The organism is Arthrobacter sp. D1-29 (genome assembly GCF_054130585.1).
The window spans coordinates 1695175-1711049 of record NZ_CP096383.1 but is presented as its reverse complement, the minus strand read 5'-3'; the positions used below and the strand labels follow the sequence as shown (position 1 = coordinate 1711049).

General features: G+C 63.7%; 15 protein-coding genes. 2 read left to right on the top strand and 13 right to left on the bottom strand.

What is annotated here, in order from left to right:
* Window positions 1–120 precede the first annotated feature (120 nt).
* The 5 genes from miaA to M1E17_RS07930 form a co-directional block, all read right to left on the bottom strand.
* On the bottom strand, window positions 121–1032 hold the full coding sequence (gene miaA, locus M1E17_RS07950) for a tRNA (adenosine(37)-N6)-dimethylallyltransferase MiaA (RefSeq protein ID WP_457966638.1): 912 nt from the start codon (window positions 1030–1032) through the stop codon (window positions 121–123).
* A gap of 3 nt (window positions 1033–1035) precedes the next feature.
* Window positions 1036–2595 carry a tRNA (N6-isopentenyl adenosine(37)-C2)-methylthiotransferase MiaB gene (gene miaB / locus M1E17_RS07945; protein WP_457966637.1) on the bottom strand — a complete coding sequence of 520 codons (1560 nt, stop codon included), beginning with the start codon at window positions 2593–2595 and terminating at the stop codon, window positions 1036–1038.
* A gap of 54 nt (window positions 2596–2649) precedes the next feature.
* A complete protein-coding gene (locus M1E17_RS07940) occupies window positions 2650–3165 on the bottom strand; it encodes a regulatory protein RecX (protein ID WP_457967641.1) in 516 nt (171 codons plus the stop codon).
* Window positions 3166–3367: 202 nt separating this feature from the next.
* Window positions 3368–4426, bottom strand: coding sequence for a recombinase RecA (gene recA / locus M1E17_RS07935; RefSeq protein WP_457966636.1), 1059 nt, complete (start codon window positions 4424–4426; stop codon window positions 3368–3370).
* Between the two features lie 191 nt (window positions 4427–4617).
* The gene (locus M1E17_RS07930; RefSeq protein WP_457966635.1) at window positions 4618–4842 is read right to left on the bottom strand and encodes a DUF3046 domain-containing protein; all 225 of its coding nucleotides are present in this window, start codon (window positions 4840–4842) and stop codon (window positions 4618–4620) included.
* A 41-nt stretch (window positions 4843–4883) separates the two neighbouring features.
* On the opposite strand from M1E17_RS07930, the gene M1E17_RS07925 reads away from it, so the two are divergent.
* On the top strand, window positions 4884–5441 hold the full coding sequence (locus M1E17_RS07925) for a MarR family winged helix-turn-helix transcriptional regulator (protein WP_457966634.1): 558 nt from the start codon (window positions 4884–4886) through the stop codon (window positions 5439–5441).
* Window positions 5442–5569: 128 nt separating this feature from the next.
* Here M1E17_RS07925 and M1E17_RS07920 read toward each other — a convergent pair whose 3' ends face one another.
* The 8 genes from M1E17_RS07920 to M1E17_RS07885 all read right to left on the bottom strand — a co-directional run bounded on the left by M1E17_RS07920 (window position 5570) and on the right by M1E17_RS07885 (window position 14511).
* A complete protein-coding gene (locus tag M1E17_RS07920; protein WP_267278475.1) occupies window positions 5570–6022 on the bottom strand; it encodes a helix-turn-helix domain-containing protein in 453 nt (150 codons plus the stop codon).
* Window positions 6023–6159: 137 nt separating this feature from the next.
* The gene (locus M1E17_RS07915) at window positions 6160–6654 is read right to left on the bottom strand and encodes a CinA family protein (protein WP_457966633.1); all 495 of its coding nucleotides are present in this window, start codon (window positions 6652–6654) and stop codon (window positions 6160–6162) included.
* 41 nt (window positions 6655–6695) lie between these two features.
* Window positions 6696–7334 (bottom strand): CDP-diacylglycerol--glycerol-3-phosphate 3-phosphatidyltransferase, encoded by a 639-nt coding sequence (pgsA, locus tag M1E17_RS07910; protein ID WP_457966632.1) that lies wholly within the window; start codon window positions 7332–7334, stop codon window positions 6696–6698.
* Window positions 7335–7357: 23 nt separating this feature from the next.
* Window positions 7358–10300, bottom strand: a complete 2943-nt coding sequence (locus M1E17_RS07905; RefSeq protein WP_457966631.1) for a DNA translocase FtsK — start codon at window positions 10298–10300, stop codon at window positions 7358–7360.
* A gap of 178 nt (window positions 10301–10478) precedes the next feature.
* Window positions 10479–12170, bottom strand: a complete 1692-nt coding sequence (locus tag M1E17_RS07900; protein ID WP_457966630.1) for a ribonuclease J — start codon at window positions 12168–12170, stop codon at window positions 10479–10481.
* 41 nt (window positions 12171–12211) lie between these two features.
* The gene (gene dapA, locus M1E17_RS07895) at window positions 12212–13120 is read right to left on the bottom strand and encodes a 4-hydroxy-tetrahydrodipicolinate synthase (RefSeq protein ID WP_457966629.1); all 909 of its coding nucleotides are present in this window, start codon (window positions 13118–13120) and stop codon (window positions 12212–12214) included.
* A 251-nt stretch (window positions 13121–13371) separates the two neighbouring features.
* Complete coding sequence (locus M1E17_RS07890; protein WP_457966628.1) at window positions 13372–14013, bottom strand: carbon-nitrogen hydrolase family protein; 642 nt, start codon at window positions 14011–14013, stop codon at window positions 13372–13374.
* Window positions 14014–14022: 9 nt separating this feature from the next.
* Window positions 14023–14511 (bottom strand): hypothetical protein, encoded by a 489-nt coding sequence (locus M1E17_RS07885; RefSeq protein ID WP_457966627.1) that lies wholly within the window; start codon window positions 14509–14511, stop codon window positions 14023–14025.
* Between the two features lie 125 nt (window positions 14512–14636).
* On the opposite strand from M1E17_RS07885, the gene M1E17_RS07880 reads away from it, so the two are divergent.
* Window positions 14637–15875, top strand: coding sequence for a heparan-alpha-glucosaminide N-acetyltransferase domain-containing protein (locus M1E17_RS07880; protein WP_457966626.1), 1239 nt, complete (start codon window positions 14637–14639; stop codon window positions 15873–15875).

The window sequence follows — 15875 nt, the reverse complement described above, 5'->3', positions numbered from 1 at the left end:
ACCGGCCACGGAGGGACCCCAGACAATCCAGCCCCCGCCGCTGAGTTTTTGTCCAGATGTGGCGACTTCGCGCGACTGCAACCCGCCGTAAATGGACAAAAACTCCGAGCACGTCAGGGGTCAGGTGCCCGGTTGTGTCTTGACGATGTGGACGGCCTTGGGCAGAAGCTCAGGATCCTGCCAGTCCAGCCAGCTGATCCGGGGATCGGCCCGGAACCACGTGAGTTGGCGCCTGGCGAACTGCCGGGTGGCCACGATGGTTTCCTCCGTTGCCTCCTCCACGGTGGCTTCGTCGTCGAGCACCTTGAGGAACTGGGAGTATCCCAATGCCCGAGGAGCGGTCTTTCCGCGGCGCAGGCCAGCCGCATCGAGCCGGCGCACCTCGTCGAGCAGCCCTCCCTCCACCATTCCGTGGACCCGCCGGGCAAGCCTGTCACGAAGCACCTCCCTGTCCACAGCCAGTCCGATCTGGACAGCCGGCTGGAAGTACTCGCGCTGGGGCATAAACGAGCTGAAGGGCCTGCCCGTCAGTTGGTGGACCTCAAGTGCCCTGACGATCCTGCGGGCGTCGGACAGGCGGGCGGCAGACACGGGATCCACTTCGCGAAGGCGTGCCAGAAGGGCCTCGCTGCCTTCCTCTTCGAGCTCGGCTTCCAGCTGTTTCCGGATATGCGGATCGGTGCCGGGGAACTCCAGGATGTCCAGTGCAGCACGGATGTAGAGCCCGGAACCGCCGGCCAGGATGGCCCGTTTACCGCGGGAATGGATGCTTTCAATGAGCTGCCGGGCGAGCCGCTGAAAGTCAGAGACGCTGGCTTCCTCAGTGACGTCCATCGTGTCCAGGAGGTGATGGGGTACGCCCCGGCGCTCCGCCATGCTGATCTTCGCAGTCCCGATGTCCATACCGCGGTAGAACTGCATGGCGTCGGCATTGATGACCTCCCCGTCCAGCTCGAGGGCAAGGCTGACGGCAAGATCAGATTTCCCTGACCCTGTTGGACCGACGACGGCGATAACGGGTGGGTGAACCACCGGTCAGCGGCTGCGTACCGGCAGCGTCGGCATCCCCAGCGAAACGCCCGTGCGGCCGGCGCCGTTGCCTTGTCCCCCGATCGATCCTGGTGCAGGGGCACCGCAGGAATCTGCCTGCGACCTGTCCCAGGCGTCGCCGGCACGGGACCGGCGAAGGACGTAGTCACCGGCAGCGGGATCGGCCACAAGGTGGAAAGCTGCGGCTTCGGTAATGGTGACGGTGACGAGATCACCAGGGCGGGGCGCCGGGGCACCAACAGGTACGGAGAAGTGCACCAGCCGCTGGTCCTGGGAACGTCCGGAGAGCCGGTGGGTTTCTTCGGCTTTACGGCCTGACTGGGCTGTCACCATTACTTCCACGCGGCGGCCGAGCTGTTTGGCGTTCTCCTCTGCTGCGATCCTGTCCTGGAGCGCGGTGAGGCGTTCGAAGCGCTCCTGCACCACGGCCTTGGGCAGCTGGTCAGGAAGATCAGCGGCCGGAGTGCCTGGCCGCTTCGAGTACTGGAAGGTAAACGCGGTGGCGAACCGTGATTTCTCCACAACGTCCAGCGTGGCCTGGAAATCCTCTTCGGTTTCGCCGGGGAAGCCGACAATGATGTCCGTGGAGATGGCGGCATGTGGGATCTTGTCCCGGACCTTGTCCAGAATGCCAAGGAATTTGGTGGACCGGTAGGACCGTTTCATGTCCTTGAGAACTTTGTCTGAACCTGACTGCAGTGGCATATGCAGCTGGGGCATCACGTTAGGCGTTTCGGCCATGGCATCAATAACATCATCGGTGAAGGCCGCTGGATGCGGGCTGGTAAACCGAACCCGTTCCAGGCCTTCTATCTCGCCGCACGCGCGGAGCAGTTTGGAGAATGCCTGCCTGTCCCCGAACTCCACACCGTACGAGTTGACATTCTGCCCGAGGAGCGTCACTTCGATGGCACCGTCATCCACCAGCGCCTGGATTTCGGCGAGGATGTCGCCGGGCCGACGGTCCTTTTCCTTGCCCCGCAGGGCAGGCACGATGCAGAACGTGCAGGTGTTGTTGCACCCCACGGAGATCGACACCCAGCCCGAGTAGACAGAGTCCCTCTTTGTAGGCAGCGTGGACGGGAAGACATCGAGCGATTCGAGGATCTCCAGCTGGGCTTCGTTGTTGTGGCGCGCCCTGTCCAGCAGCGCAGGGAGTGCGCCGACGTTGTGCGTACCAAACACGGCGTCCACCCACGGCGCCTTCTTCAGGATGGTCTCCCGGTCCTTCTGGGCAAGGCAGCCACCGACGGCGATCTGCATCCCAGGGTTGGCGGCCTTAACGGGTGCGAGCATCCCCAGGTTGCCGTAAAGCTTGTTGTCGGCATTTTCCCGGACTGCGCAGGTGTTAAACACCACCACGTCTGCCTGCTCACCGTCGGCCGGCACGTAACCGGCAGATTCCAGCATGCCGGCCATCCGCTCCGAATCATGGACGTTCATCTGGCAGCCAAAGGTACGTACCTGATAAGTACGTGGGCGCGCAGCAGCAGAGATGGCGGAAGGGGCAACACCGGATGCGGGGGAAGGAATGGTCAAACTCACCTGTTAAGGGTACCGGGTTCCCACGGCCGGCGGTGTTGGTGCTGCCCGGCCAGGTTACCCGCCCTGCCGGCCGCCAGCAGTGGCGTCCAGTACTTCACTGACGATCCGGAAAGCCTGGGACGGCTGGTAACCCTTCCGGGCCAGCATCGAAGCCAGACGCCGCGTGACCTTGTCTCGTTCCGCACGGTCTGAGAGGTCCGTCCCCGGCCGAAGTTTCCGCTCCACGAGTTGGCGGGCAGCCGTTTCCTCGTCGGCATCGGAGAGTTGCTCCAAGGCGGCAGCTGCCGTCTCCGGAGCGACGCCCTTGTCCTCAAGTTCCCGGCGCAGAGCCCCTTTGGCCAGCTTGCGTGAATGCGAACGGCTGCGCACCCACATATCCGCGAACTCGGCGTCGTCAATGAGACGGACTTCCTGGAAGCGGTCCAGCACAGCCTCGGCCACATCCTCCGGGATGTTCCGCTCGGCAAGTTTCCGGGCCAGCTGCAGCCGGCTCTTCGCCGAGCTGGTCAGTTGCCGGAGCACGATGGCACGGGCAACCGACGCCGGATCCGGCTCTGCGTCCCCTGCAATGGATGACTTCGGATCCGGACCGTCCTGCCGGGGACGGCGGCGCCCCGCACCCCCGGCGCGGGAACGTGCCGAACTCCGGCGACCTACAGCGCCCCCGTGACTCGCTCCCCCATTGAACCCTGCCTCGCTGCTGAAACCCGCCTCGCTGTCGAACCCCGCGGCGCTGTCACAACCCGCCGCACTGCCAGAACCCGCCTCGCTGCTAGAACCCGTCAACGGCCTTCAGCTTCGGAGTGTCTTTGGATTCATCGGCCGCAGGCTTGGGGACCCCCACGCCGAGCTTTTCCTTGATCAAACGTTCAAGTTCGGCTGCGAGTTCAGGATTGTCGCGAAGGAACCTGCGGGAGTTCTCCATACCCTGTCCGAGCTGATCGCCGTCGTAGGTAAACCAGGAACCGGACTTCTTGATGATGCCGTGCTCGACGCCCATGTCGATAATGCCGCCCTCGCGGGAGATCCCCTGGCCGTAGATGATGTCGAACTCGGCGATTTTGAAGGGCGGTGCCATCTTGTTCTTGACGATCTTGGCCTTGGTCCGGTTACCCACGGAGTCTGCGCCCTCTTTGAGAGTCTGAATGCGGCGGACGTCGATGCGGATGGAGGCGTAGAACTTCAGTGCCTTACCACCGGTGGTGGTTTCCGGCGAGCCGAAGAAGACGCCGATCTTTTCACGGAGCTGGTTGATGAAGATTGCGGTGGTTTTGGTCTGGCTCAGGCGGCCGGTGATCTTACGCAGGGCCTGGCTCATCAGGCGGGCCTGGAGACCAACGTGGCTGTCTCCCATGTCACCTTCGATTTCCGCCCGGGGAACCAAGGCAGCCACAGAGTCAATGACGATAACGTCAAGGGAGCCCGAGCCGATCAGCATGTCCATGATTTCGAGGGCCTGCTCGCCTGTGTCCGGCTGGGAAACCAGGAGTGCGTCGGTGTCCACCCCCAGCTTTGCGGCGTATTCAGGATCCAGGGCGTGCTCGGCGTCGATAAACGCCGCGATGCCACCCTGGCGCTGGGCATTGGCCACAGCGTGCAGCGCAACGGTTGTCTTACCCGAGGATTCCGGGCCGTAAATCTCGACGACACGGCCACGGGGCAGGCCACCAATGCCCAAGGCAACATCCAGGGCGATGGATCCGGTGGGAATGACCTCGATGGGGGCCCGGACTTCATCGCCCAGCCGCATGACCGAGCCCTTACCGAACTGCTTGTCAATCTGGGCCAGCGCTGCTTCCAACGCTTTTTCACGATCCGGGGCTGCCGCCATGGTTCACACCTCTAATGTTTTCTCGCTGTGGAGTGGCCTCAGCGGCCGCTAACTGGTCATCAATGACGCTAATGGCACCCACTGACATTATGGCCGGATGACATTGGCCATGTGGATAACCCGCTGGGAAAAGCATAGCTTTACCCGAACAGATATTCGAACAATCCTGCGGCGTGTCAAGGTCCGAAGACTTAGTCGCGGTGAGGTTTGATGTCGCGTCCCAGGCGGCGCTCCGGCGGCACATCCTGCACGTCGCAGATGGCCAGCCACACGGCCCTGGGACTTATTCCAGCGGCCAACGCCTGATCGGCGGTGCGTCCGCCGACGCCGGCGAGCACGAGCGTGCTGCTCAGAACCCTGGAATAGCCTGCGCCAAATTCGTCGTCCATGAGCCGCCAGTAGTCACTAATTCGCACCAATAGATTCTCTCACGGCAGCGGAGCCTAGAATTGTTGCTATGAGCAACTCCCCTGACGTTCCTGTTGCTGCAGGTCCTGCAGACGACACCGTAGATGCGGCACTGAAGACCGTGGAGCATCAGATCAGCCTGTTCTGGCGTCGCGCGCGGTCTGTATCGCATCAGTTGTCCCGCCAGGTCCATCCAGACATGGAACCGGCCGCCTATGGCCTGCTGACAGTAATCCGCAGGGAGGGACCCATCAGGCTCACTGACCTCGCGCTCAGCATCGGCGTGGGTAAGCCGTCCATTAGCCGGCAGATCGCCTTCCTCGAAAGCGTTGGCCTGGTGTCCAAGGAAGCCGATCCCCTGGACGGGCGGGCCCAATCCATCCGCCTGACAGAAAAGGGCGAGGAAAAGATGCACCTGGTCCAGGACGCGCGGAGGCAGGTTTTCAGGGAGCGGCTGGGTGAATGGCCACTTGAGGAGCTGCAGACGCTCGCCGAATACATGGCAAAACTGAATGCGATCTACGAGCGGGACGGCTTCCCCAAAGACGATGCCGCCCCAACAAATGCCGCTCAGGCTGACGCCGTTCCGGCCAACGGCGGGAAGTAGCAACGGCGGGAAGTAGCAACCGCGGGACCTAGCAGGGCGGGAACCAGCAGGGCGGGAAGCAGCAAGGCAGCAAAAAGCCTCCGGCGACAGGCCGGAGGCTTTTGTACTTGGCAGGGTGCTGCAAGCGGCTAGCGTGCGCCGGAGAGCAGGCCCTTCGAGAGTTCGTTGTTGAGTTCAGCGTTGAGGTCGCGGTCGAGGTCACGGCCATAACGCTGGGAGAATTCCTGGGGCACGGTGTCCGGAACGGCAACGCCCTCGGCGACAGCAACACGGTCACTGACTTCACGGAGCATGCTGGACAACGGAACATCCAAAGCAGAGCAGATGGACGACAGAAGCTCTGAGGAAGCCTCCTTCTGGCCCCGCTCGACTTCACTGAGGTATCCCAAGGAAACACGGGCGCTGTGCGAAACTTCGCGGAGCGTACGGCCCTGGCGCTGGCGGACATCGCGCAGGACATCACCAATTTCGTGACGAAGTACAACCATTTTGCGCTCCTTCTGTTCACTCTTGCCCTGATCGGCGAGGCCCACATCCTTCCAGCGGACAACGCCGTTTACGGATACGGGCTGCTTTACCATCTGTATCGCCTTGCTCCCTCATGGTTCCGGTCCGCCCTGGAGCGAACCGTGGTGGTGTATTCATCCTAGGCGCCTCCGCTAGCCGGAAGCGACACAATGTAATAACTGTTGGGTATCGGGATTTGTTCCCGGCAACTTTACGCCCGGTAGCTTCCGGAAGCCAGGGCAGCAAGCAGTCTTTCCAAGGCAGCCCCGCAGGCCTGGCCGCGGATGTCTGCCCGGCTGCCGGTAAAGCCATACTCGAAGGAACCGGATCCTTCCGGAGTCGCAATGCCAATGTAGACAGTACCTACGGCTTTTCCGTCGTGTTCCTCCGGTCCGGCCACGCCTGTGGTGGCCACACCGACGTCGGAACCACACAGCCTGCGGGCCCCCGCTGCCATGGCCGCGGCCACATCGCCGTCTACTGAACCGGCGGCCTCGAGCAGTTCAGGCGAAACCCCCAGCACCTCCATTTTTACCGAGTTCTGGTACGCGACCACCCCGCCCTGAAGCATTCCCGATGCACCGGCAGTGTCGGCCAGAACAGCGGAAACCATCCCTGCGGTCAACGATTCGGCAGTGGCTACGGTGACTCCCCCATCCAGTGCAGTCTTAACGGCCTGTTCGGCGAGGTGATGGAGGTTTGTCACGTCGGCTCCTTTTGCCTGGTTTGTTCCGCACTGGGGGTCAGTTACTGGTTGTTGATGGTTTTCGTTCCGGCGCGCTTGCCCTGCGCCCGCAGCCGCAGTGCCTCCACCACGTACTCCACCCCGGTCCACACGGTAATCAGCACCGCCGCCATCATGACGGTGAAGGCCAGCCATACCAGCCAGGGCGCCAGTGCCCCCAGCGGCAGGAGATACAGGAAGATGGCTGCGGTCTGCACCACGGTCTTGAGCTTGCCGCCACGCGATGCGGGAATGACACCGTAGCGGATGACAAAGAAACGCAGGCCGGTGATGCCCCATTCTCTGACGAGGATGAGAATTGTCACCCACCAGGGCAGTTCATTCAGGACGGACAGCATGACCAGCGCCGAGCCAATCAGCAGTTTGTCGGCGATGGGGTCGGCGATTTTACCGAAATCAGTGACAAGGCCACGGCTCCTGGCGATATCGCCGTCGAGCTTGTCTGTGTAAATCGCGACGGCGAAGGCCAGTACCGCTGCCCAGCGCCACAGCCCCGCTTCACTCTGCAGCCCGGGGGCGTCCGCAAGAAGGAACCAGACGAAGAAAGGCACCAGCGCGATGCGCAGCATGGTCAGGACGTTGGGAAGATTCCAGATCCTGGAACTGCTGGAGCCGGCGGCGGTTGCTTCGGTGCTAGTCACCCTCCAAGGCTACATTCTTTGGGCTAGCGCCCGGTGAGCGACCAGGCGTCTTCGGAACCGTCTTCATCGTCCCCATAGGAGCCTGGGGGCGAATCGGCGCCGTCGTAATATTCAACGTTCTGCGTACGCTTTTCAAGATCCGCCGCCACCAGGTCTTCGGCATAGCCGCCCTGCCCAATGTTGGCGTTGGCATTCTCGCTCAGGGCAGCGGTCTGCGAATCAGCGACCAACGGCGCCTCCTGGCCCTTCATGGCAGCCAGCACGGCCGCCAGGTCATCAGGCTTCACCAACACATCCCGGGCCTTGGATCCTTCCGAGGGGCCCACCACACCGCGGGATTCCAGCAGGTCCATCAGGCGCCCCGCCTTGGCGAAGCCGACCCGCAGCTTGCGCTGCAGCATCGACGTGGAGCCGAACTGGGTGGTGACCACCAGCTCAGTGGCCTGCAGCAGGACCTCGAGATCGTCTCCAATGTCGTCGTCGATCTGCTTCTTTTGTGCCTCGGGGGCGACGTCGTCGCGGTAGACGGCCTGAAGCTGGCCCTTGACGTGCTCCACGACCTTGTGGATTTCGGACTCCGTGACCCAGGCGCCCTGCACGCGCATGGCCTTGGAGGCGCCCATGGGCAGGAAGAGTGCATCACCCTGGCCAATGAGCTTCTCGGCGCCGGGCTGGTCCAGGACCACGCGGGAGTCCGTTACGGAGGACGTGGCAAACGCCATCCGGGAGGGGACGTTGGCCTTGATCAGGCCCGTAACGACGTCCACGGACGGGCGCTGGGTGGCGAGCACGAGGTGGATGCCGGCGGCCCGGGCTAGCTGGGTGATGCGGACAATGGAGTCTTCGACGTCACGCGGGGCCACCATCATGAGGTCGGCGAGCTCGTCCACGATCACCAGCAGGTACGGGTAGGGCCGGATGACGCGCTTGGAATCCACCGGCGGATGGACCTTGCCGGCCCGCACCGCCTTGTTGAAGTCGTCGATGTGCTTAAAGCCGTAATTGGCAAGGTCGTCATAACGGGCGTCCATCTCGCGGACCACCCACTGCAGCGCCTCTGCGGCCTTCTTGGGGTTGGTGATGATGGGCGTGATCAGGTGCGGGACACCCTCGTAGGCGGTCAGTTCCACGCGCTTGGGGTCCACCATCACCATGCGGACCTCATCCGGCGTCGCCCGCATGAGGATCGAGGTGATCATCGAGTTCACGAACGAGGACTTACCGGCACCGGTGGCACCGGCCACCAGGAGGTGGGGCATCTTGGCCAGGTTGGCCACCACGTAGCCGCCTTCAACGTCCTTGCCTACTCCCATCACCATGGGGTGGTCCGTCCGGCGGGCGTTCTGGCTGCGCAGCACGTCGCCCAGGGAGACTGTTTCGCGGTCTGTGTTGGGGATCTCGATGCCGATGGCGGACTTGCCCGGGATGGGGCTGAGGATCCGGACGTCGGAGCTGGCCACGGCGTAGGAGATGTTCTTGGACAGCGCGGTGACCCGCTCCACCTTGGTGCCGGGCGACAGCTCGATTTCGTACCGGGTCACTGTGGGACCACGGCTGAAACCGGTAACCTGGGCCTCCACGTTGAACTGGTTCAGCGTTTCCGTCAGCGAAGCGACGATGGCGTCGTTTGCCTCCGTACGCTCCTTCGGAATGGAGCCGGGGGTCAAAACGTCCGACGACGGCAACGTGTACGTCACGTCGCCGGCGAGGGAAAGCTGTTCAGTGCGCTGCGGAATGGGCGTGGGCGGCGGCGCGGGGCTCACCGGGTTTGCCGGTACGTGCGGCACGGCGGCCGGCACGCTGGTTTGGGCGGGGTTGAGCGAGCCGGCTGCCACCATCCCGGGAGTCACCAGGGGAATGGCCTCGGTGGCGTTCTCCCCCACCGAAGCTGCGGCACTGCCCAGCCCCTGCGCTGCCTTGATCTTTTCGACGGCGATTTCCGCCTGCGTGGGGCGCCGTACCCCGGGTGCGGGACGCGCTGCCTTGCTTCCCTTGGCGGCGTCTGCTGCATCCTCGTCATCGATGACGGCATGCTCGAAGGCTTCATCCCCGACATACCCCTCCAGACCGGCGTCGGGCTCTTCATCCTTGCCGAAGAATCGCCTGCGCTTCTTCTTCTGGGGTGCAGCGGCGGCCGGCGTTTCATAGAGGTAGCTGCGGTCGTGGCCGTCCCCTGACTCGTCCTGTTCCTGCAGGTCAATGCCCATGAGGTGCTCGTAGGCGCCGCGGATACGCCGCGGAATCGCCGTGAATGGTGTGGCGGTGATGATCAGCAGGGACACAAATGCCAGCAGGCCGTAGATTCCCAGTGGCACCCCCGGATGGATGGCGGCTAAGGGCGATGCAGCCAGGAAACCAAGCATGCCGCCCGCCTGGCGGAGTCCGTCGAAGCCCTCGGCAACGGTGGGTTGTCCGCCCAGGACATGGGCGAGGCCGCAGCCCGCGAACGTCATGATGAGGAAGCCGATCCCCACGCGGTTGTTTCCTCGGCCGTCCGCCGGCTGCCGGAACAGGCGGAAGGCACAGACAAACAGCATGAGCGGGAGGAGCAGGGACATCCAGCCGAACGTGCCGTTGACCACGCTGTAGACCGCATCGGGGAACCAACCGGTCAACCCCCACCATGCGAAGGTGGCGATGAAGATCCCCAGCGCGAGGTTGAACAGGGCTGCTCCGTCGCGGCGTTCCTCCGGGGGCACGTCACTGACGTCGTGGCCAATCCTGCGGACCCCGCCGCCCACGAGGTGGCCGATTCCCAGCCAAGCGCCGCCTACAACGCGCAGGAGCCAGGGATCGCGCTGTTCGACGGCGGGAAGCCGGCGGGTGCGCGGGCTTCCGGAGGAACCTGTGGTCCGGCCGGTCTTGGACGCCGCAGAGCCGGCCCCGCGGCCCGCGGCAGAGCCGGCTTTGCTGCCGGAAGTGCCGCCAGAATTGCCTCTGGACGCGGACGTAGTACGAGTGGCCATACCTGCCACGGTACCCGAACCGGGCCTGATTTCCGCGGATTTCCGCGCTTTCAGGGGCCTCCATGTTGCCGCCCCTGCCACCACTCAAAGGCCTGGCAGGAAAGGCCTGGCAGGTTGCTTGGCCGGATACAGGACAGGCCCGGTTCCGAAGAACCGGGCCCTGCCGTTCCTGTGGCTCCTACGCTTCGAGCACCACGGGAATGATCATGGGCCGGCGGCGCAGCTTGCGGTTGACCCAGGTGCCGACAACACGGCGGACAACCTGCTGGAGCTGGTGGCTGGTGTGGTCTGCATGGTTCAGCACTGCCTCTTCCAGCGCCGCGTTGATCTTGGGGATGATGTCGTCGAAGACTGAATCGTCCTCGGCGACACCGCGGGCGTGGATTTCGGGTCCGGAAACCACCTTGCCCGTGGCCTTGTTGATGACTGTGATGATGGAGATGAAGCCTTCGTCTCCGAGGACGCGACGGTCTTTGAGGTCGGCGTCGGTGATTTCTCCGACACTGGAGCCGTCCACGTACACGAAGCCCACTTCCACCTGGCCCACCACGTCGGCGCGGTGGTCCTTCAGGTCGATCACCGTGCCGTTGTCCGCCAGAATGACGCTGGCCGTGGGGACGCCGGACTCGATGGCGATCTTGCCATTGGCAATCAGGTGGCGGGTCTCACCGTGCACAGGCATGGCGTTGAGAGGCTCCAGGATGTTGTAGCAGTACAGCAGCTCACCGGCGGCAGCGTGGCCCGACACATGGACCTTGGCGTTGCCCTTGTGGATAACGTCCGCACCGAGCTTGAGCAGGCCGTTGATGATGCGGAATACGGCGTTCTCGTTGCCGGGAATCAGGCTGGAAGCGAGGATGACGGTATCGCCGTCCCCCACCACCACCCGGTGGTCACCGTTGGCCATGCGGGACAGTGCAGCCATGGGCTCGCCCTGGGAACCTGTGGACATCAGGACGACGCGGTTGTCCGGCAGGTTGTCGATGTTCTTGATGTCCACCAGGAGACCCTCGGGAACATCAAGGTAGCCCAGCTTGTCGGCGATGGCCATGTTCCGGACCATGGACCGGCCCACAAAGGCCACTTTTCGGTTGTGCTTGGCTGCGGCGTCGAGCACCTGCTGGACCCGGTGGACGTGCGAAGAGAACGACGCGACGATGATGCGTTTTGTTGCCTGCCCGAAGAGCCGTTCCAGCGTGGGGCCGATCTCCTTTTCCGCGGTGGTGAAGCCAGGCACGTCCGCGTTGGTGGAATCGGACATAAAGAGGTCCACGCCCTCTTCGCCCAGCTTGGCGAAGTGACGGAGATCCGTGATGCGGCCGTCCAGCGGGAGCTGGTCCATCTTGAAGTCGCCGGTGTGCAGGACGGTGCCGCCTGCTGTCCGGATGAACACTGCCAAGGCGTCCGGGATGGAGTGGTTGACGGCAACGAACTCACATTCGAAGGGACCGAACTTCTCCACCTGGCCCTCGGCCACCGTCAGGGTATACGGACGGATCCGGTGTTCCTGCAGCTTGGCCTCGATGAGAGCCAGGGTGAGCTGTGAACCCACCAGCGGGATATCGCTGCGGAGCCGCAGGAGGTAAGGAACGGCGCCGATGTGGTCCTCATGGCCGTGCGTCAGGACGACGGCAACAATGTCGTTGACCCTGTCCTCGATATAGGAGAAATCGGGCAGGATCAGGTCAACGCCGGGCTGTGTTTCCTCGGGGAAGAGGACACCGCAGTCAACGACGAGCAGTTTGCCGTCGATTTCGAACACAGCCATGTTCCGGCCGATCTCCCCCAGGCCACCCAGCGGAACGATCCGAAGGGTGCCTTGCGGCAGGCGTGGAGGCGTGACAAGGCCAGGAAGGGCGATTTGGGTCATAGTGCACTACTTTCCAGGCGGAAGGGTGCCGGTCTTTGCCCTCAGGAAAAGACCAGCCCTCCTTCCGCCAAGTCCTCGCGGATGGTTTCGATCTCGGCTTCGTCCGGCTCCACGAGGGGCAAACGGACAATCGAGTTGGGCAGGACTCCCTGCCATTTAAGAATTTGTTTGGCCGCAACGGCCCCCTGCACGCGGGTCATCGTTGCCCGCACGACAGGCTGGAGCTCGAAGTTGATCTTGCGGGCCGTTCCGAGGTCGTTCGCGTTGATGGCGTCGATCAGTTCCCTGAAGCGGCGGGTAGCGACGTGCGTTGTCACACCTACGAGCCCTACTGCGCCCAGGGCCATCCATGGAAGTGTCAGGCCGTCGTCGCCGGAGTAGAAGAGCAGATCAGTCTCTGCCATGACGCGGGTGGCGGCGACGAAGTCGGCCTTGGCGTCCTTGACGGCGACGATGTTCGGGTGCTGCGCCAGCCGGATCATGGTTTCGGGCTCGATCGGGATAGACGACCGGCCGGGGATGTCGTAGAGCATCACGGGCACGTCAACGGATGACGCGATGGTCTCGAAGTGCGCCCGGACGCCGGCCTGGCTTGGCTTGTTGTAGTAAGGCGTGACCAGCAGGAGTCCGTCCACGCCCACCGCTGCGGCCTGCTGGGAAAGGTGTACTGAGTGAGCAGTGTCGTTGGTGCCGGTGCCGGCAATGATGGCGGCCCGGCCTCCCACAGCTTCCTTAACGGCGCGGAACATGCCGAGGTTTTCCTCGTCCGTGAGGGTGGAGGTTTCGCCAGTGGTTCCGGTGACTACGAGGCCGTCGCAGCCGTCATCAACCAGCTTGACCGCCAACTCCGCGGCCTGCTTGTAATCCACAGCGCCGTCCTTGGTGAAGGGCGTGACCATTGCGGTCAGCAGGGTACCAAGAGCAGGGATGTTCGCGGATGTATCAGCCATGGCAAAAACGTTACCCTGTGCACGGCTGGTTAGGACAATGGGCAAGGCGTGATGAACGTCAAGTGTCAGCTACATGTCGCCGCGTCACTGCCGCGAAGAAGACGCGCGTCCTCCATGGGAAGCCAGTCTTCATCCGGCGAGCCCTCACCGAAACTTTCGCAACGCACTGCGCTGCAGAATGGCTGTGACCACCTCCGTGCCTGTTCCCGCCGCCTTTTTCATCAGCAGGCCGTCAGGCCCCCAAAATCCGCTCAGGCCGCACGAAGGGCCCAGGGTGGTGGTTCCGCCGAGGTTCGCCAGGATGCCGAACATTCGATTGTCCATGGCCCGGGCGCCCAGGTGAAGAGCGAGCCGGTGTTCTTCCTCACGGGTGTAGAGGGCGGATACGGCGCATAGGCGTCCGCCCCGGACCCGGCTGCCAGCACCGAATGGGAGGGGACGGCGGCATCGAAGCATATGGCCAGCGCAATCTTCCAGCCATCCAGCTCCAGAACGACGGCACCCCCGCCGGGGGCGAAGATGTCCTTCTCCTGGCCATGAAGATGCGTCTTGAAGGCGACGTCCGTGACGCCTTCAGGATGAATGGCCAGTGCAGCGAGCCTGGGCGTGCCATCGGCTTCCCGGTAGGCGCCCCCGACAACTGCCGTGATCCCGGTCCGGCGGCAGATCTCGCGGACATCACCAAGCCGCGGATCCTCCGGTTGGAGCCACTGCCCGGGGTCCTTTAGCAGCGGCAGGTCATACCCCGTCAGGGACAGTTCGGGAAAAACCACCAGCCTGGAGCCGTGGGACTCGGCATCTTCGATCAGGCGCACATGCTCCATGGCATTGGTGGCGACGCCGCCGTCCAGCGCCTGGTACTGGACGGTGGAAACAGTCAGGGCATCACTCACCCCACCATCCTAGGGAAGCTCACGCCGGATTTCAGGAAGTTTTGCCTCCGCAAACTGCGGCACCTCGGGACAATTCTGGTCCCCGGGCCGGACGCTCCCACTATCCACTGCTTCATATGGCCCGACCGGCGCGGCCATGGGCTGGCAGTACCTGGCCACCGCAGCCTCCCGCAGCCCCTCCGCCCAGGATGCCAACCGCTGGGCGGCCCTGACGTAGTGGAACAGCTCGGTGGGCGTGAGGGCCTCGAGGTCCGTTTCGCTGAGCCGCCGTGCCAGCTCCGCTCCCGGGGGCTGTGCCGCGAGCGTGATGCCCTCCCGCTGCCATTGGACGTCCTCTGGCGGCTCTCCTGCGACGAGCTGCCTGAAAAGGTAGTCAACGACTCCCGGACTCATGGCCTTCATCAGCCCGGCGGACTGGTCCGGCAGCCCAGGGCGCCTGACATGCGGCGCTGACCCGGCTGGTGTTCCCGGCTGCGGATGCTGCGATGGAGTGTGCATGAGCCCCATCGTATTCGAACATATATTCGAATACAAGGGCGGATTGGCCCTGCGTTTTGTCTGGGTCCGGCGGCTGGAAGCCGGCTTGACAGGCGGTTCCAAGTCAGGTGTGAGAACATCTGCTCATGACCTCCCGTGCCACCGCCAGACCTTCCAGGGCGCCCCGCAGCGCATCGCGGCCGGACCGGCTCAGGGGCATCGATGCGGCACGAGGCCTGGCCCTGTTGGGCATGATGGCCACCCATCTGCTGCCTACATTTGAGGCCAACGCCAACCTCACCCCTACCTGGATTGGCCTCACGTTCTCCGGCCGGTCTGCCGCCCTGTTTGCAGTGCTGGCCGGAGTTGGGCTGGCACTCTCCACGGGAAAGCAGGTGCCGCTGGAAGGCAAGGCTCTCGGTGCAGCCAGCCGCGGCGTGGCGCTGCGGGCGCTGGTGATTGCCGCCGTCGGCCTGACTCTTGGCGGCCTTGAAGTGAACCTGGCAATTATCCTGGTTCACTACGCGGTGCTGTTCCTGTGCGTCCTGCCATTCCTGGGGCTGAAGCTGAAAGCGTTGTGCATGTGGGCAGCCGGCTGGATCGTGGCGTCCCCGGTGCTTGCCTACCTGCTGCGCCCGTGGCTGATGGCATCGAACCCGCCCCTGAAGCTTGGCCACAATCCAAAGTGGGAAGACCTGTTGGTGCCTTCGCGGCTGCTGGGAGACTTATTCTTCACTGGCTACTACCCCGTTTTTCAGTGGGTGGCCTACCTGCTGGTGGGGCTGGCGATTGGCCGGCTGGCGCTTACCAAGGCCTTGGTTCCGGTGGTGCTGCTGGTCGGTGGAACGGTGGTGGCCGTCCTGACCAAGGCCCTTGGCACGGCCGCGATGGAGAACTGGGGTGGCAGGGAAGCCCTGCAGGACGTATTGAACGCCCCGAACTACCCCTTGGACAGTGTCCTGCAGGTCAACCTCACGGGCATCAACCAGGAAGGGTCCTGGTGGTGGCTGGCGTCCGCAGCGCCGCATTCTGCGACGACGCTGGACCTGGCCCATACGTCTGCCGTGGCGGCGGCCGTTGTGGGGGCCTGCCTTTTGCTCGGCAAACTGGCCGACTGGCTGAACCTGGATCTGTTGCTGCCCCTGCGCGGGGCGGGAGCCATGACCCTGACGCTGTACACGGTCCACATCTGGGTGGTGGCCGGCTTCTACCTGAAGCCATTGCCTGCCGGCTGGACAGAGGACGGGATGTATTTTGCCCACGCCGCAACCGCGATCATTGTGGGGATGGTGTTTGTCCTGCTCAAGTGGCGCGGCCCCCTTGAGTGGCTCGGGCACATGGCCAACCAGCTGGGCCGCCATGGAGTCATAACGGCCAAGCCGTAG

What these genes read in the sequence shown, in the direction of transcription:
- M1E17_RS07900 (WP_457966630.1), bottom strand. Translation starts at nt 12,170, where the DNA reads ATGACCCAAATCGCCCTTCCTGGCCTTGTCACGCCTCCACGCCTGCCG.
- M1E17_RS07925 (WP_457966634.1), top strand. Translation starts at nt 4,884, where the DNA reads ATGAGCAACTCCCCTGACGTTCCTGTTGCTGCAGGTCCTGCAGACGAC.
- M1E17_RS07880 (WP_457966626.1), top strand. Translation starts at nt 14,637, where the DNA reads ATGACCTCCCGTGCCACCGCCAGACCTTCCAGGGCGCCCCGCAGCGCA.
- dapA (WP_457966629.1), bottom strand. Translation starts at nt 13,120, where the DNA reads ATGGCTGATACATCCGCGAACATCCCTGCTCTTGGTACCCTGCTGACC.
- M1E17_RS07885 (WP_457966627.1), bottom strand. Translation starts at nt 14,511, where the DNA reads ATGCACACTCCATCGCAGCATCCGCAGCCGGGAACACCAGCCGGGTCA.
- recA (WP_457966636.1), bottom strand. Translation starts at nt 4,426, where the DNA reads ATGGCGGCAGCCCCGGATCGTGAAAAAGCGTTGGAAGCAGCGCTGGCC.
- M1E17_RS07905 (WP_457966631.1), bottom strand. Translation starts at nt 10,300, where the DNA reads ATGGCCACTCGTACTACGTCCGCGTCCAGAGGCAATTCTGGCGGCACT.
- M1E17_RS07920 (WP_267278475.1), bottom strand. Translation starts at nt 6,022, where the DNA reads ATGGTAAAGCAGCCCGTATCCGTAAACGGCGTTGTCCGCTGGAAGGAT.